Origin of the sequence: Mycolicibacterium sediminis (assembly GCF_010731735.1) — a bacterium.
Taxonomy (GTDB): Bacteria; Actinomycetota; Actinomycetes; order Mycobacteriales; family Mycobacteriaceae; genus Mycobacterium; species Mycobacterium sediminis.
This window is the reverse complement of the sequence record NZ_AP022588.1, coordinates 2,820,185-2,838,760: the sequence shown is the minus strand read 5'-3', so window position 1 is coordinate 2,838,760 and position 18,576 is coordinate 2,820,185. Positions and strand designations below refer to the sequence as shown.

The 18,576-nt window shown below is 67.1% G+C and carries 21 protein-coding genes; 6 read left to right on the top strand and 15 right to left on the bottom strand.

Translation table 11 applies throughout. From position 1 onward, the window contains the following. The first annotated feature begins 29 nt into the window (after window positions 1-29). Genes G6N64_RS13635 through G6N64_RS13620 form a run of 4 tightly spaced genes read left to right on the top strand, consistent with a single transcriptional unit; the run spans window position 30 to window position 1,155 of the window. Entirely contained in the window at window positions 30-260 is a 231-nt protein-coding gene (locus G6N64_RS13635) for a hypothetical protein (RefSeq protein ID WP_163797545.1), read from the top strand. After that, on the top strand, window positions 257-547 hold the full coding sequence (locus tag G6N64_RS13630) for a hypothetical protein (protein WP_163797544.1): 291 nt from the start codon (window positions 257-259) through the stop codon (window positions 545-547). Before G6N64_RS13635 ends, G6N64_RS13630 begins: the two co-directional genes overlap by 4 nt. A gap of 17 nt (window positions 548-564) precedes the next feature. Further along, window positions 565-816 (top strand): hypothetical protein, encoded by a 252-nt coding sequence (locus tag G6N64_RS13625; protein ID WP_163797543.1) that lies wholly within the window; start codon window positions 565-567, stop codon window positions 814-816. A 45-nt stretch (window positions 817-861) separates the two neighbouring features. Then, a complete protein-coding gene (locus G6N64_RS13620; protein ID WP_163797542.1) occupies window positions 862-1,155 on the top strand; it encodes a hypothetical protein in 294 nt (97 codons plus the stop codon). A 248-nt stretch (window positions 1,156-1,403) separates the two neighbouring features. Here G6N64_RS13620 and G6N64_RS13615 read toward each other — a convergent pair whose 3' ends face one another. The 7 genes from G6N64_RS13615 to G6N64_RS13585 all read right to left on the bottom strand — a co-directional run bounded on the left by G6N64_RS13615 (window position 1,404) and on the right by G6N64_RS13585 (window position 8,063). Next, on the bottom strand, window positions 1,404-2,120 hold the full coding sequence (locus G6N64_RS13615) for a hypothetical protein (protein WP_163797541.1): 717 nt from the start codon (window positions 2,118-2,120) through the stop codon (window positions 1,404-1,406). 116 nt (window positions 2,121-2,236) lie between these two features. Further along, on the bottom strand, window positions 2,237-3,007 hold the full coding sequence (locus G6N64_RS13610) for a TauD/TfdA dioxygenase family protein (RefSeq protein ID WP_163797540.1): 771 nt from the start codon (window positions 3,005-3,007) through the stop codon (window positions 2,237-2,239). Beyond that, window positions 3,004-4,029 (bottom strand): D-alanine--D-alanine ligase family protein, encoded by a 1,026-nt coding sequence (locus G6N64_RS13605; RefSeq protein ID WP_163797539.1) that lies wholly within the window; start codon window positions 4,027-4,029, stop codon window positions 3,004-3,006. The genes G6N64_RS13610 and G6N64_RS13605 overlap by 4 nt, the downstream gene beginning before the upstream one ends. Window position 4,030: 1 nt before the next feature. Further along, window positions 4,031-5,323, bottom strand: coding sequence for an ATP-grasp domain-containing protein (locus G6N64_RS13600; RefSeq protein WP_163797538.1), 1,293 nt, complete (start codon window positions 5,321-5,323; stop codon window positions 4,031-4,033). Continuing rightward, the gene (locus G6N64_RS13595) at window positions 5,320-6,156 is read right to left on the bottom strand and encodes an O-methyltransferase (RefSeq protein ID WP_163797537.1); all 837 of its coding nucleotides are present in this window, start codon (window positions 6,154-6,156) and stop codon (window positions 5,320-5,322) included. The genes G6N64_RS13600 and G6N64_RS13595 overlap by 4 nt, the downstream gene beginning before the upstream one ends. Beyond that, window positions 6,149-7,366 carry a sedoheptulose 7-phosphate cyclase gene (locus G6N64_RS13590; protein ID WP_163797536.1) on the bottom strand — a complete coding sequence of 406 codons (1,218 nt, stop codon included), beginning with the start codon at window positions 7,364-7,366 and terminating at the stop codon, window positions 6,149-6,151. Before G6N64_RS13590 ends, G6N64_RS13595 begins: the two co-directional genes overlap by 8 nt. 31 nt (window positions 7,367-7,397) lie before the next feature. After that, window positions 7,398-8,063: an HAD family hydrolase gene (locus G6N64_RS13585; protein ID WP_163797535.1), complete on the bottom strand. Its 666-nt coding sequence runs from the start codon at window positions 8,061-8,063 to the stop codon at window positions 7,398-7,400. A 192-nt stretch (window positions 8,064-8,255) separates the two neighbouring features. Between G6N64_RS13585 and G6N64_RS13580 the strand changes: the two genes are divergently transcribed. Beyond that, on the top strand, window positions 8,256-8,831 hold the full coding sequence (locus G6N64_RS13580) for a TetR/AcrR family transcriptional regulator (protein ID WP_163797534.1): 576 nt from the start codon (window positions 8,256-8,258) through the stop codon (window positions 8,829-8,831). Here the strand turns inward: G6N64_RS13580 and G6N64_RS13575 are convergent. From G6N64_RS13575 to G6N64_RS13545, 7 genes are all read right to left on the bottom strand, one after another. Then, window positions 8,828-10,144, bottom strand: a complete 1,317-nt coding sequence (locus tag G6N64_RS13575; RefSeq protein WP_409370706.1) for a lipase family protein — start codon at window positions 10,142-10,144, stop codon at window positions 8,828-8,830. The genes G6N64_RS13580 and G6N64_RS13575 overlap by 4 nt on opposite strands. 199 nt (window positions 10,145-10,343) lie before the next feature. Then, window positions 10,344-11,810, bottom strand: coding sequence for an adenosylhomocysteinase (gene ahcY / locus G6N64_RS13570; RefSeq protein WP_163797532.1), 1,467 nt, complete (start codon window positions 11,808-11,810; stop codon window positions 10,344-10,346). 138 nt (window positions 11,811-11,948) lie between these two features. Continuing rightward, complete coding sequence (locus G6N64_RS13565) at window positions 11,949-12,491, bottom strand: TetR/AcrR family transcriptional regulator (RefSeq protein WP_409370709.1); 543 nt, start codon at window positions 12,489-12,491, stop codon at window positions 11,949-11,951. A 161-nt stretch (window positions 12,492-12,652) separates the two neighbouring features. Next, window positions 12,653-12,835, bottom strand: a complete 183-nt coding sequence (locus G6N64_RS13560; RefSeq protein WP_163797530.1) for a rubredoxin — start codon at window positions 12,833-12,835, stop codon at window positions 12,653-12,655. Then, window positions 12,832-13,005, bottom strand: a complete 174-nt coding sequence (locus G6N64_RS13555; protein WP_163797529.1) for a rubredoxin — start codon at window positions 13,003-13,005, stop codon at window positions 12,832-12,834. Before G6N64_RS13555 ends, G6N64_RS13560 begins: the two co-directional genes overlap by 4 nt. Window positions 13,006-13,007: 2 nt before the next feature. Continuing rightward, window positions 13,008-14,225, bottom strand: a complete 1,218-nt coding sequence (locus G6N64_RS13550; protein ID WP_163797528.1) for an alkane 1-monooxygenase — start codon at window positions 14,223-14,225, stop codon at window positions 13,008-13,010. 198 nt (window positions 14,226-14,423) lie between these two features. Beyond that, window positions 14,424-15,902 carry an APC family permease gene (locus tag G6N64_RS13545; RefSeq protein ID WP_163797527.1) on the bottom strand — a complete coding sequence of 493 codons (1,479 nt, stop codon included), beginning with the start codon at window positions 15,900-15,902 and terminating at the stop codon, window positions 14,424-14,426. A 56-nt stretch (window positions 15,903-15,958) separates the two neighbouring features. On the opposite strand from G6N64_RS13545, the gene G6N64_RS13540 reads away from it, so the two are divergent. After that, window positions 15,959-17,356, top strand: a complete 1,398-nt coding sequence (locus tag G6N64_RS13540; protein WP_409370705.1) for an FAD-dependent oxidoreductase — start codon at window positions 15,959-15,961, stop codon at window positions 17,354-17,356. Here G6N64_RS13540 and manA read toward each other — a convergent pair. Continuing rightward, window positions 17,353-18,573, bottom strand: coding sequence for a mannose-6-phosphate isomerase, class I (gene manA / locus G6N64_RS13535; RefSeq protein WP_163797526.1), 1,221 nt, complete (start codon window positions 18,571-18,573; stop codon window positions 17,353-17,355). The two genes, G6N64_RS13540 and manA, sit on opposite strands and share 4 nt — an antisense overlap. Between the last annotated feature and the right edge of the window lie 3 nt (window positions 18,574-18,576).

Below are 18,576 nucleotides of genomic sequence, written 5' to 3'. Positions count from 1 at the left end.
ACCTGCTACCCAGGCATCTAGGAGGACCCGTGAAGACCCTGCTGGCGTTCCTGTACGACGAGCTGGAGTTCCTCTACCTGAACCCTCGGTACACGATCACCGACTCCAGCACCGATGGAAACGCCACGGTGCGGATCACGGGGCCGGCGGTCAGTTTCTGGTTGGGCAACGACCGCGGCCAGATCTCGTACGCGGTCGGCCGGTCCTGCGGGCAGATGTCCGCCCTGGAGGGCGCATCGGCCGACAGGCGCTTCCGGTGACGCCGGACGACGTCGACGTCAGCGAGGCCGTCGTGCTCTACCTCGAGCACTATCCGGGACGCAACGACACGGTGTTCGACGCCCACTTCGCCGAGAACGCCGCTGCCGCCAGGCACGTCGTGCGCCGCATGCTCGAGGAGGTGATGGCGCTCCATCCCGACTGGTCGGAGATGTCGCTTCAGGACGCCGGTGACCACGTCGAGGCCGAAATGCATGCGCGTCACCCGGAACTGAGTCCCCCCGCACTGACGTGCCTGGGCAACTACTTCACGTTCCTGATGCGGTAGCGGGGCCGGTGAGACGCATGGCGAGTCGGGCGTGGGACTACACGCTGTACGAGTCGACGGACGGCTCGAAGATTCTCAAGGTGATGTTCAGTGAAGGCCCCTACAAGATCGACGTGAGCCGCTACTTCGTCGTCGATGCGCTGGTGCTCGGGCCAGCCGACGAGTCCGCTCTCGGCGCCCTGGCCGAACTGGTCCGGCGGGACTACCCGGACACCGGATTGCCCGAGATCGACCGGTGCGATGTGAGCGGAACCGGTGAAGCAACATGAAAGACACTCACAGGCAATCATTTTCGTGCGAGGACGGAGTTCGACGTGGACGAAAACGACCTGAGTGACGCCGTCGTCGAGGCGATGACTCATACCGCCGTGCCGCACGTCGACTCCGCCAGATTGATCGCCGTCCATGGCGGCGTAGAGGGCAGGAAGCTGGCCGCCGCCGTCCTCCACCTCGTGCAGGAGGCCAACGCAATGCCGATCGAGTGGGGTGACAAGACATTGGTGCAGGGCGTGAACGACGTCATGTCGCGGTATCGGGCAATGCACCCCGGCTTATCGGCCGACGCACTGCGCGAGATAGGGCGATGCGTGGCGTGGAATTGGCGGTAGCAGTCTGCCGACTGACCACCCGCACGGTGACGTCACCCACTGATTCACTGCCCGAGGTTTCGTGCAGTAATGCGACCGACAATCGAACGACGGCGCCCACCTTCTTACCCGACGCTCCCCAGGTGGAACGACGCAAGCAAGGGATCTGCCTTATCGGTACGGCCGAGCCGCCACCAAGATCGATGCGACCGAGACCCCAAAGCGCGGGATGTTCGTCCACGTCACCTTCGTCGGGCGCCCTCCGTACATCACTTGAAGTAGTAGTACCAATTGCTTGCATAGTTGCGGTCGAAGTTCTCCTTGCTGTCGACGGCAATTGTGATCTCGCTTCGGCCTAGGTAGCCAAACTCGTCGTGCGACGTGACCAGCGAGAAGTACTCATCCGCCCAACGCTCGGGCACAGCCGACGCCTGCAACGCGACGGCCTGAGTTGCGGTGTGTACGAATACAACCGGTGGACCCCAGAGACTTCGGATGCACCACAACTGGTCACCCAGGCCGAGAGAGGCAGTGAAGTGTTCGAGTTCGGCAGGGGTGAGGGACGAGTGTGTCTCGATCTTTGCGAGCCTCTCGAAGTCCGAGAAGTGAACGAAGATCTCACCGGCGAAGTCTTCGGAACCGACGTACTTCCCTGGCATCCCGAATACCGACAGCAGGTCCACCCCCACGAGAGCCCCGACGAACATCTGCGCAATCAACCGCTGCTTGGTGGGGTCGTACCCACGCCCGGCTTCGAGGAAGGAGCGGTACTGCTCGGTTCTCTCCAGGACGACACCGAGTCGTGGTGCCGATGCGCGCTTGACAGAAGGCTTCAGAGCATCGGTCGTCAGCGATAGTGGCGCGAAGCCGAACCGCCTCTCGAAGCGGTCCACGAAATCATCGAAGATTGGTTCGAGTCGTCCCACGCCCTGCCGGATCCGCTTGACCCGGTGGTACGCGTCGTCGTTGGGCAGAAGCGAACTCACCTCACACTCACCATCGCCATGTCATCGTTCCCCGTGCGTCTTGCCGCCCCCATGGAGGTCGACCCTATGCGAAGCGGAAGCAAGCGCGGGCCCGTACAGGGTCAGCGAACCACCGCTCACGCGACGTCGGCCACCATCCCCCGGTGCATGACCCGATCTCCCACGACGCCCGAGTGGTCCGCCTGGTGCATGACGCACCGGTTGTCCCACATGACGACATCCCCTGGCGCCCAGGCGTGCCGGGTCACGTTGTCCTCGCGGGTCGAGTGCTCGAACAGCCAGCGCACCAACTCCTCGGCCTGCTCCGAGGACATCCCACTCACCGACGCACACCGCTTCGGCGTCGTCAGGAACAGCGCGGTGCGCCCGGTGACGGGATGGACGCGGAACAGCGGGTGCACGGCCGACGTCTCGTCGTCGTCGCCGAGATCCAGTCCGGTGACGACGTGCTCGACGGTGCGGTCGGCGAGGTCGAGGCGCATATCCTCCGGGAGCGTGTCATAGGCCCGGTACTGATTCGAGAACAGCGTCTGACCGCCGCTCTCGGGCACCTCGACCGCGCGTAATGCCGTGTAGGCGGGCGGGATTCGGACGTAGCTCGTGTCGACGTGGAACGTCGACCTCGGTGGCGTGGTCCGACCGACGTTGCTGATCACGTTGAGGTCGTCGAAACCCGGCACCGGCGTCTCACCGGTGGTGAACATCAATTCGCCGAAGCTCCGCAGGAACCGCAGGAAGCGGGTGTCGTCGGCGTATTGCTCGCGCATGATCACCACACCGTGCTCACCGAGCGCCTGCTGCAGCAGATGCACGGTGGGTCCGTCGAGTTCGTCGACGCGGACGTCGTCGACGAGGGCGCCGACGGGCGTCAGGGCGGTCACGTTCATGGCTGAGTCCCCTCGAGGTGTAGTTCCGCGACGGCGTCGGCGAACAGGTCGGTGACGGGCACCCCTGCGGCGGCGGCCATCACGGCGATCACGCTGGTGGGCGCGAAGGAGCAGTACGGTCCGGCCTCCAGGAACCAGGGCATGCCGTCGGGGTCGATCCGGAAGTCGAACAGGCTGTAGTGCCGGCAGCCCAGAGCCTCGTGGCTGCGACGGGCCGCCGCCCAGACGCGCTCGGTCATCGGGTCGTCGGTGGGCACGATCCATGCGCGCGTGGTCTCCTTGGCCACCAGGTAGAGGTCGCCGTCCCCGGTGCGAGCAAGCTTGTCGTCCCGGCCGCGGATCGGCTTCGACTCGGCGTCGACGGCGTACTCCTCCAGCGGCAGGCACACCAGCTCGCCATCACGGACGACGATGCCGCAGCGCACTTCCCGGCCGAGTTCGACGTAGGACTCCACCAGCGCCGCCCCGCCGTGCTCGAGTGCCGCCCGCACCGCATCGCCGTACTCGGCGGCGTAGCGCACGAGCGAGACGCCGACGGAGTTGTCCGATCCGACGGGCTTCACCACCACGGGCAGCGACACCTCGACCGGTGCGTCGTCGTACACCACCCGGCCCTCGGGCACGGCGACCCCGGCGGCCGCGACGATGGCTCGCGTCTTTGCCTTGTCGGCAGCGGTGGCCATGACCTCGGCGGGGTTCCCTACATACGGGATGCCGAGGACGTCGAACAGCGACCGGTAGGCGGTCATCCCCGGCAGACAGAACATCTGGGGCACTATCACGTCCACTCCCAGCGATGCGACGTGGGCGATGGCGTCGGCAGGCGACGTCTCGGGCGCCGCGGCCACGGCGGCCTCGGTGAGTTCGACCGGGAACCGCCAGCCTCCGCCCGGCGCGACGTAGGCCACGTGCGACTCGTAGCCGGTCAGCGCATCGAGGCACCCGGCGGCGTACAGCCGGGACAGTTCGGCGTGGAAGTCGTCGACGGGCGATCCGACGAGGTGCAGGAGGGTCAGCGCCACGTCAGTCGCCTCCCGGTTCGACGAGCTTGCCGATGTTGAAGTCGATCCGCGTCCACGTACCGCCGCGGCGGAGGTTCTTCCACAGCAGCGACGGAATCTGCAGATGGTGGACGGCGAAGAACGGCACCGGATCCCACCGGGTGAAGATGGCGTCCGTTCCCGTGGCGATCGTCGCGAGGCGGTGCCGACGGTTCGGCTGTTTGACCAGGCGCCACAGTTCGTGGTAGAGCCAGTAGGTCGGCCGGGACGACGGAGTCGGCACGATCATGGGGTGGCCGTCGTCGAGGTAGGCCGCCGCCACGTCCGGGTGGTCGTAGAACATCGTGATCGCCGAGTGCGTGCGCGGGTTGCACTCGATGGCGTAGGCGTGACCGTCCGCCGCCTCGATGAAGTCGAACGACGCCTGACCGGTGATGTCGAGCCCCTCGACGAAACGCCGGACCCACTCCTCGATCTCGGGCTTGTCGACGTTCGCGTAGTTGATCTGGAAGGCCGACGACTCGCAGCACGCGTACACCTGGAGCTTGCCGCCGCGGACGGTGCCGTGCGTGCAGTACTCCTGCCCCTCGACGAACTCCTGCAGGATCCAGGGGTCGGCCTCGGTGATGTGCAGCCCACGGGCGAAGGCGAGATTGCGCTCCGGGGTCTCGCGCGTGAGCGGCGTCAGGTCCATCCTGCCGACGGGGTTGTAGGCGACGCGCTTGAGGATGTACTTGCGGCCCTCGGGGAAGTCGAACTCCTCGATCTGCCGGACGTCGGTGATGCGCCGGGAGTCGGGCACGCGCAAGCCGAGTTCCTCTGCTGCACGGGAGAACTCCGTCTTGTCGTCGAGGGTCCGCACCATGTCCGGACCGACGTGAATGGTCTCGCAGACGCCGTCGAGGAGGGTGCGCGCCTCCGCCTCGGGCACGCTCGAAGCGGGACTCGACACGGGAACGAAGACGTCCACCGACTCGCGCCGAACGACCTCGAGCAGTGCCTCCGCGTATCCCGGTGCCGTCGGTTCGGGCACCACGTGGAAGGCGTCGACCGCCCGGGAGAACCGGTGTCCGGTGAGTCGGTACTTCGCCGATTCGACCAGGACCACTCGGTGCCCCGCGGTGTGGAACGACCGTGCGAGTTGCAGCGCCTTGGTCATCTTGCCGCCGCTGATCAGAATCGTCCGCGGCGACTCGGCGGCGTCCGCGTGCGCCGGCTTTCGCGGACCGGTGGCAAGGGTGACCACGACGACCGCGAGGTTCAGCGGCGCCGTGACGGCCAACCCCGCCAGGGCGGCCAGCGTCCTCGTGTTCACGCCACGACGCGCCGGATCAGCGTGAGGCCGTCGCGCAGTGGCAGCATCACCTGCTCGACGCGGGCGTCGGCGGCGACGGCGTCGTTGAAGGAGGCGATCGCCGCCCCGTTCGTCGTCACTCCGACTCCGGTGTAGGGCTGGCCCTGCATCAACGTGTTGTCCACGGCGATGACCGCACCGTCGCTCAGCAGTGGACCGTCCAGCAGCTGGTCGAGGTAGCCCAGGTAGCCGGCCTTGTCCGCGTCGACGAAGACGAAGTCGAACGGGTCCGCACCGTCGGCGGCCAAGCGGCGCAGGGTGTCCGTCGCCGGGCCGACCTCGATCGTGATCCGGTCCCCCGCCGGAGAATCGTCGAAGCACGTCCTGGCGAAGTCCGCCACGCCGCGATCGACCTCACACGCCACCACCGTGCCGCCGTCGGGCAGCGCCTCCGCCATCGCCAGGGCGGAGTAGCCGGTGAACATGCCCACCTCGAGCACCCGCCGGGCTCCCGACATGCGGATCAGGAAGTCCAGCACCCGTCCTTCGACGTGGCCGGACAGCATCTCCTGCTCCAACGTCCCGGATGACGCCTTGGCCCAATCGGTCTCACGCGTCCGCTGGGCCAGTCGCGCCAGGGCCGGCGACTCGCCGGTGGTGCAGCGCTCGACGTAGGGGTCGAGACCACCGGCGAGGTCACGCGCTCGCCGCATCCTGTCCAACACGCCGTGCGGCGCACCGCCCCACGCCTCGAGTTCGGCGCAGGCGTCGGTCAACTCGGCGGCCAGGATGGTCGTCGGGGTGACGGCGCGCGGCAGAGCGGGCAGGGTCCGCTGGGGAATGTCGTCAGTCATGGGCGGCGACGGGTGTGAACATGTCGACTCCCTCGCCGCCCCGCTCGAACTCGAGACACAACTTCTTGTGCAGCGTCAGGGTGTCCGCGAGTTCGTCGACGGTGACGTCGTTGAGGAAGCGGCACGAGCCGATCGGATCCGGGACCGCTGCCCGCAGCATGCCGTCGCGGGTCTTGAGGATCGAGTCGGTGGCGCTGGCCAGCAGATCGGCAGTCAGGTAGTCGCTGTCGAGCGCCAGACCCAGCGCGCTCATCACGCCGAGGACCCGGTCGCGATCGGACGCCGACAGCAGTCCGCGCTGCTCGGCCAATGTGGTCGACAACGCCATGTCGATGTTGATGGCATGACCGTGGAAGAACGGCGCCGGCGGCGTGAGTTCCAATGTGGGACTCCACGTGTGACCGAATGCGATCACCCGGTCGAGGTCGATCTCGTGCAGGTTGGGCGCCTCGAGGTCGAGCATGGTCGCGATGGCCGCGTACGTGAGCCGGTGCGCGACCTGGCGCAACTCGTCCGAGCCGTCGAGGTGACCGAACCGGGTGCGCAGCAGATCCGGTCCGTGCGACTCGAGGAGGTTGAAGATCTCCTCGTTGCCGACGACCGAGATCTTGATGAGTTCGGCCATGCCGTTGCGGACCTGGTCCTCGGGCAGCGTGCCGAGGAACGAGAAGTCCAGGAACACCTTCTGCGACGCGTGGTAGGCACCCAGGCGGTTCTTGTGCTTGCCGTAGTTCACGGCCACCTTGATCGACACACTGGCGTCGATCAGGCCGATCAGCGTGGTCGGGATGCGGATGTACGGGGTGTTCCTCCGGTAGCTGGCGCAGGCGAATCCTGCGACGTCGGTGGTCAATCCGCCACCGACGACCAGTACCGGCTCCGTCCGCACCAGACCGTAGGCGTCGAACTCGCCCACGATGCGCTCGAACGTCTCCAGCGACTTGGCGGTTTCCCGGATCTGCACGGGGACCACCGTCAGCGTGATGCCGTGATGGTCGAAGTACGCATGGATCTTCTCGCCGTAGATCTCGTAGACGCTCTCGTCGACGACCATCAGCGCGCGCCCGTACGGGCGGTAGCTGTCCGCGAGTTCGGTCTGGGTCGGCTCGAAGATGCCGTCGACGTAGATCAGGTCGTACTCGATCTTCTCGTAGCCCTCGACGTGGAACGCACGGTCCTCACTGGTGACCTGGGCCTGCATGTTGCTCATCGTGTCTCCTGGTTGGTGGGGTCGGCCGCGATCAGGCGCGGGTCAGCTCGGCGACGCGGTCGGCGTCGAGGGCGTCGACGGTCTCGGCGGCCGCGCTGAAGTCGCCGCCGGTCGTGTTCTGGTTGGGGAACGCGATGCACGTGACGCCGGCGTCGACGGCCGCCTTCACTCCGCCGACGTTGTCCTCGATCGCCACGGCGCCCGAGGCGTCCTCACCGAGCTGTTCCAGCGCGTAGAGGTAGGAGGCCGGCGAGGGCTTGGACTCCTGCACCGTCGAGAGGTCGACGACGATGTCGAACGCGTCGACGTTCATCTGACGCTGCAGGGCGGCGAGCAGCGACGAGACGTTGGTGGGCAGGGTCGTCGTGACGAGCCCGAGCTTGTGCCCGTCCTGCTTGGCCCGCTCCATGGTCTGAACGACGCCGGGGCGCGGGGTCAGTTCCTCGTCCGCGCAGATCTTCTGGAAGATCTCGGACTTCGTGGCGTGCACGGCCTTGGCGTCGACGTCCTCGCCGCGGCTCTCTGCGAAGTCCGCGACGCGCTGGGCGCCGCCGTTGGATCCGAGCATCGAGACGTAGTCGTCGCGGGACCACTCCCAGTCCAGCCCGTGCGCGGCGAATGCCTCGTTGAACGCGCGGCGTTGCAGCTCAGAGGTGTCGGCGAGGGTGCTGATCGAGCCGAAGAGTACTGCGGACATTGGTGTGGCCTTCCGGTGATTCCGACGGGTTTCGACGCGGGCCGGAACGGCATGGCCCCCATCTCGCCGCCTGATTCCCCCGTCCAATACCGGGCCAAACGTTCATTTCTGAACTTTTCTGTCATAATTGAACGACGCGTTCATTAGATAACTTCTTCTGCGCTTGGTGCACGACGGCGAGGGGGTGATCTCGTGACACCTCCCGACCGGTCCGAACCTGCGGAGACCGTGCAGGACGCTCGCGTCGCACGGACCCGGGCCGACGTCTCCCGCGCGGCACTGCAGGTGCTGACCTCCGAGGGTGCGGACGCGCTGACGCACGCCCACGTCGCGGAGATCGCCGGCTACTCGAAGACCACGCTGTACACGCACTGGCCCGCGCGGGTGGAGCTGATCGCGCTGGCCCTCGACGCGATCGGCGACTTCCCCCACCAGGAGCCCACGGGCGACCTGCGCACAGACCTCGTCGGCGAACTGCGCATCTTCCGCCAGGCGGTGATCGACTTCCGGCTCGACCAGATCCTGTCCGTGATGGCCCAGTGGGCGTCGGTCGAGGAGATGGCCCAGATCCGGGACCGCATCAACGGCGGCGGTCAGCGTCCCATCCGCGAGATGCTGGGGCGGGTCTTCGAGGGACCGGGACTCGAAGCGGCCATCTCGATGCTCTCCGGGGTCGTCGCGTGCCCGACGATGATGTTCGGCGCACTGCCCGACGACGACGTCATCGACGCAGCCGTCGACCTGATCCTGCGGAGCGCGCCCGCCTAGAACTCGCCGCAGTTGGGCGTCGTCGGCAGGCCGTTGAACCGGTCGGCGATCCACTGCATGGCGCGCTCGCCGTCCACCAGCATCGGCAGCGCGTGGTTGACCGCCGCCTTGTTCAGGAACGGCGGCTGCTCGTTGGTCCAGAACTGGACGTCGGCACCCTGGGCGCACCAGTCCCGCCCCAGCTGGTTGGCCGCGGTCCACGGCACCAGTGAGTCGAACCGGTTGCTCAGGATGAGGGACGGCGCCGAGGGCCTGAACCTGCCGAGCTTCTGCACGTCGAACAGTGACTTGAAGGGTTCTTCCTCGACGGTCGCCTGGATGTCGACGTTGAAGTACGGCTGAAGGTGCCGGAACGTGAACTTGGCCAGGGTCTCCGCAATGCACTGATCCTGAACCTTGTTCAGCATGTCGAGGCCGCGCGGGGTCATCTTCGACCGGATCACGTCGGCGAACTCGGGATAGCTGGTCATGACCGAGTTGAGTGCGTAACCGACGACCCCCACCAGCGCGCTGCCGTCGGCGTAGGGGAACAGTTCCTTGAGGTCGGCGGGTGGCGCACCGGCGTACGTGCCCACGACGTGCAGATCCGGCGCGTAGGACGGCGCCAGTTCCGCGGCCGAGGCCGCAGCTCCTCCACCCTGCGAGTAACCCCAGAAGGCCACGGGCCCCTGCGGATCCAACGACGTGTCGGGCAGGCGCATCGCCGCCCGGCCCGCATCGATCATGGCGTTGCCCTGCGCCACCCGGTTGACGTAGGTGTGCAGGCCCGGCGTGCCGAGCCCCTGGTAGTCGGTCATCACGATGGCGAACCCGCGCGCCACCATCGTCGCGACGAACAACTCCTCGTAGTTGAACGCGATGTCGAGATACGGCGAGAAGTGGATGCCCTGGTTGAACTGCCGCGACGGCGCACACTGGTCGCCCTGGCCCTGCGTTCCGGGGCCGTAGACGATCAGTGGCCGTGGGCCCTGACCCGGCCAGTCGTTGTCCGGTTCGAAGTAGGTTCCGGTGACCGCCATGGGTTTTCCGCGAGCGTCGATGCTGCGGTACATGATTCGGGTTCCCGTGGCCACGATCGCGCCCAGCTGACCGGACGGTTCCAGCACCAGGCGCGACGGCTCCGTGCGGATGAGGTCACCTGGCACGCCCGGCGGCAGCGGCTCCGGCGGCGTGTAGAAGGCGAGATACTCGTCCTCGTTGTACTTGGGGTCGCGCACGTCGTTCGTCGGATCGGGTTCGGCGTACGCCGCGGGCGCGACGCCGAGGCCTCCGACGAGCAGCGCTGCCAGCAAGAACGCCATTACCCGAATCATGATGCGGACCATAACATTGGGTACGGAATCCGTACGCGCTAAGCACCTCGCTCGTCGGCTTGACCGTGAAAGTGCTTGTCCAAGAGACGCGTAGCGGCAAATTTGCCGCTACGAATTCCGTCGTCGAAGTCGCATCAGGCGCCAGACGCCAACGACCCCCGGCACGCGAAGCGCACCGGGGGTCGTCGTGGTCGGTCGATCAGTAGCGGTAGTGCTCGGGCTTGTACGGGCCGTCGACGTCGACGCCGATGTACTCGGCCTGCTCCTTGGTGAGCTTGGTCAGCGATCCGCCGAGTGCCTCGACGTGGATCTTGGCGACCTTCTCGTCGAGGTGCTTGGCGAGGCGGTAGACCTCGTTGTCGTACTCGTCGTTCTTGGTCCACAGCTCGATCTGGGCGATGACCTGATTCGAGAAGCTGTTGCTCATCACGAACGAGGGGTGGCCGGTCGCGTTGCCCAGGTTCAGCAGACGACCCTCGCTCAGCACGATGATCGAGTGGCCATCGGGGAAGATGAACTCGTCGACCTGCGGCTTGATGTTGATCCGACGGATGTCCTTGTCGCGCTCCAGGCGGGCCATCTCGATCTCGTCGTCGAAGTGTCCGATGTTGCCGAGGATCGCCTGGTGCTTCATCTTCCGCATGTGGTCGAGGGTGATGATGCCCTGGTTGCCGGTGGCGGTGATGACGATGTCGGCCCAGCCGATGGCCTCTTCGACGGTCTTGACCTCGAAGCCGTCCATGAGCGCCTGCAGCGCGTTGATCGGGTCGATCTCGGTGACCGCGACGCGGGCACCCTGCGCCTTGAGCGCCTCGGCGCAGCCCTTGCCGACGTCGCCGTAGCCACACACCAGCGCGGCCTTGCCGCCGATGAGGACGTCGGTGCCACGGTTGATGCCGTCGATCAGCGAGTGGCGGGTGCCGTACTTGTTGTCGAACTTGCTCTTGGTGACCGAGTCGTTGACGTTGATGGCCGGGAACGCGAGCTCGCCTGCGGCGGCGAACTGGTACAGGCGCAGGACACCGGTGGTGGTCTCCTCGGTGACGCCCTTGACCGACGCCGCGACCTTGGTCCACTTGGTGTCGTCGGCTTCGATCGAGCGGCGCAGCAGGTTCAGGAACACCTTGTACTCGTCGGAGTGCTCGTCGTCCTCGGGCGGCACGACGCCGGCCTTCTCGAACTCGGCGCCGCGCAGCACCAGCATGGTGGCGTCGCCACCGTCGTCGAGGATCATGTTGGCGGGCTCATTCGGCCACGTCAGCATCTGGTCGGCGCACCACCAGTAGTCCTCGAGGCTCTCGCCCTTCCACGCGAACACCGGGACGCCCTTGGGCTCCTCGGGGGTGCCGTGCGGGCCGACGACGGTCGCGGCGGCGGCGTGGTCCTGGGTCGAGAAGATGTTGCAGGACGCCCAGCGCACCTCGGCGCCGAGGCTCACCAAAGTCTCGATCAGCACGGCCGTCTGCACGGTCATGTGCAGCGAGCCCGACACCCGGGCGCCCTTCAGGGGTGCGACGTCGGCGTATTCGCGACGCAGCGCCATCAGGCCGGGCATCTCGTGCTCGGCCAGGCGGATCTCCTTGCGGCCGAACTCGGCGAGCGAGAGGTCGGCGACCTTGTAGTCGATGCCGTTGCGGACGTCGACGGTCAGTTCTGGTGCAGTCATGTATTGGTTCCCTTGCAGTCGTGAGTGGTGATACTCGTGAGTCGTGCCGTGGGCGCGCGGAAGCGTGCAACGGCGACAGCCGGCAGACAACCTCGGCCTGCGGGCTCGCGGGACAGGCGGCTCAAAGCGCTCTGCCGGCTAAGGGATGTCCATGACACCGTAGCGCTCGGCGAAGGGCGTCATCAATCTGGCCAGGTCACGGGCCACGTCGTGATCGGCTTCCGGGGGCATCGAGACGTAGCTCATCGCCAGTCGCACGATCGCCCGGGCGAGTACGCCGGAGTCCTCGTCGCTGGCGCGCACCCAGCTCTGGGTGAAGGTCGTCGTCAGCCGCTGCGAGCACCTGCTGATGATCGGCGCGCTGTCGGTGGTGATGATCTGGAGCAGGTCGGGCTTGGCGGCGCCGGTCAGCAGCGAGATGACCAGCGGGTCGGACGCGGACTCGAGGAAGAAGGCCCGGAAGCCCTCGAGGAACGCGGCGTGGATGTTGCCGACGTTCCCGTCGATCGCCCTGTCCACCGCGTCCACCAGGCGATCCGACAGCCGCAGGGCATACCCCTCGGCGAGGCCCTGCCGCGATCCGAACTCGTTGTAGATGGTCTGCCTGCTGATGCCCGCGGACTTCGCGACGTCCGACAGCGTGATCGACGACCAGTCGCGGGTCATCAGCAGATCGCGCATGCCGTCCAGGATCGAGTCGCGCAGCAGCACCCGGGACGCCTCGGCGTACGAGACGCGCTTGGCGTCCGCACGGGGCTCTCGAGGCTGGCTCACAGGCGCGACCCTATCGAGTTCCCGCCGCCACGGGCGGACCAGGCCGTGGTCCGGTCCCGTGGCCAACGTCACGGCCGCGCGACCTCGACCATCTCGAAGTCCGACTTGGCCGCACCGCAGTCGGGGCAACTCCAGTCGTCGGGGATGTCGTCCCACCGCGTGCCCGGGGCGATGCCGTCCTCGGGCCAGCCCTTCTCCTCGTCGTATTCGAATCCGCACTGCACGCACACGAACAGCTTCCAGTCGCTCATGCCGACACTCCCGTCTCTTCGAAGTCGATCTTCTCCCGGACCGCACAGTCCGGGCAGCACCAGTCGTCGGGCACCTCGCCCCACGGCGTTCCGGCCGGAAAGCCCTCGCGCGGTTCGCCTTTGGCCTCGTCGTACACGTAGTCGCAGCCGGGGCAGCGGTAGGCGGTCACGGTCAGGCCCCCTGTCCGTACTTGGCCAGCACCTTGTCCCGCACCCGCGGGTGCACGTTGACGCGGCTGATGTCGCCGTCGTAGTGCGCCAGCACGCGGTGGTCCATCACCCTGCGCCACAGCGGCGGGAAGTAGGTGAGGCCGATCATCGAGGCGTAGCCACTGGGCAGGTTCGGCGCACCGTCCATGCTCCGCAGCGTCTGGTAGCGACGCGTCGGGTTGGCGTGGTGATCGCTGTGCCGCTGCAGGTGGTAGAGGAACAGGTTGGTCACGAGGTGGTCGGAGTTCCAGCTGTGCTGCGGTGCGCACCGCTCGTAGCGACCGCTCGCCGTCTTCTGCCGCAGCAGGCCGTAGTGCTCGAGGTAGTTGACGGTCTCGAGCAACGCGAAGCCGAACACCGCCGAGATCACGACGTACGGGATCAGCGCGAGGCCGAAGACCGCGATCAGGGTGCCGTAGAGCACCACCGACATCGCCCAGGCGTTCAGCACGTCGTTGGACGGGTGCCACGGACTCCGGTCCAACCGCCGCATCCGCTGCGCCTCGAGTTCCCAGGACGACTTCAGGCTGCCCCACACGCTGCGCGGCAGGAACTCCCAGAACGTCTCCCCGAAGCGGGCAGACGCCGGATCCTCCGGGGTGGCGACGCGGACGTGATGTCCGCGGTTGTGCTCGATGAAGAAGTGTCCGTAACAGGTCTGGGCGAGCGTGATCTTGCTCAGCCAGCGTTCGAGCGAGTCCTTCTTGTGGCCGAGTTCGTGGGCAGTGTTGATGCCGACGCCGCCCATCATGCCCACCGACAGTGCCAGCCCGATCTTGGCCGGCCACGCCAGCGAGCCGTCGAAGCCGAGCCAGCCGAGGTCCGACGCCGTGAACAGGTAGGCGCCCAGCACGACCGTCAGGTACTGGAACGGGATGAAGCTGTAGGTGCAGTAGCGGTAGTAGCGGTCGTTCTCCAGACGCGCGACGACCTCGTCGGGCGGGTTCTCGCCGTCGGGTCCGAACTTCCGGTCCAGCAGCGGCAGCACGACGTAGACGAGGATCGGGCCGATCCAGAACGGCACCTGCGCCGCCGCGTGCCAGCCGAGCTGGTTGAGCGCCCACACGATCGGGAGCATCACCAGTACCGCGGTCGGGACGATCAGCCCCATCAGCCACAGGTAGCGCTTCTTGTCGCGCCACTGATCGACCGGAGTCGATGCCTCGGATTGCGTGGTCATGACCAGTTCACCTCCATGTGAGTGCCGTCACTGCCTGCGGTTGACTATACGGGCTGAAATGTCCGCTGTCTAGACAGCAGAGCATCTTTTGTAAACCAACACCAGTCACAACGGCGCCGAGACTGCTGTGAGGTCGCCATCCGGTCGTGGAAGGCAACCTCCCAGCAGTCTCGGCGTGGAGGGTGTGGCGGGGAGGCGCTAGGTCGTGGTCTCGGCGGCCTCGCGCCGGGCGAGCATCGAGTGCCTACGCCCGTACAGCAGATAGATGGCGACGCCGACCAGCATCCAGACGCCGAACCGGATCCACGTGAGGCCGGTGAGGTTCAGCATCAACCAGACGCACGCGATGATCGAGAGGATCGGCAGCAGCGGAACCAGCGGTGCCCGGAAGCCGCGCTCCAGGTCGGGTCGGGTCCGGCGCAGGACGATGACGCCGGCGGAGACCAGCACGAAGGCGAAGAGCGTCCCGACGTTGACCATCTCCTCGAGACGGTCGATCGGGAACACCGACGCGGCGAGCGCGACCACGATGCCGACGACGACGGTGATGCGCACCGGCGTTCCCCGCTCGCTGGTCTTCGCGAGCCGGCGTGGCATCAGACCGTCACGGGACATCGCGAACAGCACGCGGATCTGTCCCAGCAGCAGCACCATCACGACGGTGGTGAGACCGGCCAGCGCACCGATCGAGATCAGCGTGGCCGCCCAGTCGACGCCGTTGGCGGAGAACGCCGACGCGAGGTTGGCCTGCCCGTCGGGGCCGGTCTTCAGCTCGGTGTAGGACACCATGCCCGAGAGCACAACCGTCACCGCGACGTACAGCACGGTCACGATGCCCAGCGAGTAGAGGATGCCGCGGGGCACGTCGCGCTGCGGGTTCTTGGTCTCCTCGGCGGTGGTGGCCACGATGTCGAAGCCGATGAACGCGAAGAACACGATCGACGCGCCCGCGAGCAGGCCGTACCAGCCGTAGGTGCTGCCCTCGGCGCCGGTGAGCAGCGAGAAGACGGACTGTTCGACGCCGGAGCCAGTGGACTCCCCCGCCTCGGCGGGTGGGATGAACGGCGAGTAGTTCGCCGCCTTCACGTAGAACGTCCCCACGACGATGACGAGGAGCACCACGGTCACCTTGATGGCGGTGATCACGGCGCTGAAGTTCGACGACAACTTCGTCCCGCGGGCCAACAGCAGACTCAGCACCGCAATGATCAGCAGCGCGCCCCAGTCGAGGTCGATGGGGCCCAATTCCACTGTTCCGCCGGAGAAACCGAAGACGGTGCCCAGATACGACGACCAGCCCTTGGCGACGACGGCGGCGGCCACCGCGAATTCGAGGATCAGGTCCCATCCGATGATCCAGGCGGTGAACTCCCCGAACGTCGCATACGAGAACGTGTAGGCGCTTCCCGCCACGGGCACGGTGGAGGCGAACTCGGCGTAGCAGATGGCCGCCAGGCCGCAGGTGATGGCAGCGATCACGAACGAGATGGAGATCGCCGGACCGGTCAGGTTCCCCGCCGTCGAGGCGGTGATCGTGAAGATGCCGGCGCCGATCACGACCGATACGCCGAAGACCGTCAGGTCACGCCACGTGAGGTCCTTGCGAAGGCGCGTGTCCGGTTCGTCGGTGTCGGCGATCGACTGTTCCACCGACTTGATTCGCCATCGATCCGTCATATCTGGGGGCCTCCGAGGGTTCGTGTCTGCGGGACCATACCTAGTAGTTTCGAGCGATGCGGAACAACCACACCATGGGCCAACACGCGATAGTCATCGGAGCGAGCCTGGCAGGCCTGTGCGCCGCCCGGGTGCTGTCGGACCACTTCGACCGTGTGACCGTCTACGAGCGCGACGAGTTGCCCGACGGTCCGGCCAATCGCACGGCCGTCCCGCAGGGCAGGCACGTGCACCTCCTGATGGCACGCGGTGCGGCCGAGTTCGAGGGACTGTTCCCCGGTCTGCTCGACGACATGGTGGCCGCGGGCGTGCCCAAGCTGGCGAACCGCCCCGACTGCATCCACTTCGGCGCTGCCGGCCACGTACTCGGCACCAAGACGACGTTGAAGCGCGAGTTCACCGCCTACGTGCCGTCTCGCCCGCATCTCGAGTGGCAGATCCGCAAGCGCGCGCTGACCATCCCCAACGTCGAGCTGGTCCGCACCAGCGTCGCCGAGCCCGTCTTCGACGCGGCGCGGGAACGCGTGACCGGCGTGCTGCTGGAAGCCGGTGACCCGTCCAGCGCCGTCGACGCGGACCTCGTCGTCGACGCGACCGGCCGCGGCACCCGGCTGCCGGTGTGGCTGGAACAGTGGGGCTACGGCCGCCCCACCGAGGACACCGTCGACGTCGGCATCGACTACGCCACCCATCAGGTGCACATCCCCGAGGGCATCATCAAGGAGAAGGTCGTCGTCGCCGGGGCATCGCACGACCATCCCGTCGGCCTCGGCATGCTGCTCTACGAAGACGGCAACTGGAGCGTCACGACGTTCGGGACCGGCAAGGTCACACCGCCGCAGAACCTCGACGAGATCCATCGTCTCGCCGACGAACTCCTGCCCGAGCACCTGAGCGCTGCGCTGCGCAGTGGGACGCCGGTCGGCGAGATGGCCTTCCACAAGTACCCCACCAGCCGGTGGCGACGGTACGACCAGATGACCCGGTTCCCCTCGGGCATCATCCCCTTCGGTGACGCCGTGGTGAGCTTCAATCCCACCTACGGCCAGGGCATGACGATGACGTCGATCCAAGCGGGAAATCTCCGTGCCGTGCTCGAGTCGGGACACTCCGACATCGCGGGCCAGCTGTCGCGCGCGACCAAGAAGACGACGTGGCCGGTGTGGACGATGAACGCGGTCGGCGATCTGGCGCTGCACAACGCCACCGCGGACAAGGTGCCGTGGTGGTACGTCAAGGTGGGCAACCTCTTCGATCAGTTCCTCGGTGCGGCGGAGACCGAGGCCGATCTGGCCGAGTGGTTCCTGCGCCGCTTCAGCCTGCTCGACAGCCTGTACATGGTTCCCGACGCCCGCACGCTCGGACGGACCATCAAGCACAACATGGGCCTGCTCATCGCCGAGAAGCGGCGGGCCCGACGCTCCGCCCCGGACCGCGAGCGGGTATCGCTCTAGACCCCGACGGTGGCGCGGAACAACCTGCTCGGTCGCTCCGCCACCAGCCGGATCGGACCGTCGTCGGCCGCCACCCACGCCGCGGCACCGCGCTCGAGGTTGAGCACGGCGGACTTCGCGTGCACCTGCACCGAACCCTCGGTGCACAGCAGCACCTGCGGGCCGTCGTAGCGGGCGGGGGCATCGACCTGATGACCGAGGTGCTCGCCGTCGAGGCTCAGCACCGAGACCGCGAATTCCGGTGTGGGCGTGTCGTATACGAGTTCGAGGCCATCGCCGACCGTGCGCGGCGCGATCGTCGCGTCGGCCGTCGGGGTGAAGTCGAGCACCCGCAGGAGTTCGGGCACGTCGACGTGCTTGGGCGTGAGGCCGCCGCGAAGCACGTTGTCGGAGTTCGCCATCACCTCGAAGCCCATGCCGTGCAGGTAGGAGTGCAGGTTGCCCGCGGGTAGGTAGATGGCCTCCCCCGGGGCGAGACTGATCCGGTTCAATAGCATCGCCGCCAGCACGCCGGCGTCGCCCGGATACAGCTCACCGAGTTCGAGCAGCGTCTTGGACTCCGCGGCGAACGTCTTCTCCCCCGAGCGGATGTAGGCGATCGCACCGTCGAGGACGGCGGGCACCAGCACGTCCAGATCCGGCTGCGGCGCGGTGATCCACGTGGTGAACAACGCGCGCAGACCGTCGGCGTCGGCCGTCCCGGACAGCAGGCCGATGAACTGCTCGAGTGCGGGCACGGCCAGCGCGCGCATGAACTCGACGCTGCGGGCAGCGGGTTGGAAACCTGCCAGCGCCTCGAACTGGCCGAGCGCCACGATCAGCTCCGGCTTGTGGCTGCGGTCGCGATAGTTGCGCGTATGCGCGCTGACGGGGATCCCGAGGCGGTCCTCGCGGGCGAAGCCCTCCGCCGCCTGGCTCGCGCTCGGATGTGCCTGCAGCGACAGGGGTTCGTCGGCGGCGAGCACCTTGGCCAGGAAGGGCAGGGCGTCACCGAACCGCTGCCGCGCGCCGGTGCCGAGTTGCCCCTCCGGATCGTCGGCGATCTCGTCGAGCAGTGAACGACCGTCGCCGGCGAGGTGCGCGGGATCACCGGGATGCGCTCCCAGCCACAGCTCGGCCTCGGGATGCGCGGTCGGACTGGGCCTTCCGGTGAACTCGGCGATCGCGGTGCGCGATCCCCATGCGTACGTGCGCACGGCGCCCTGGAGGAGGTCCACGTC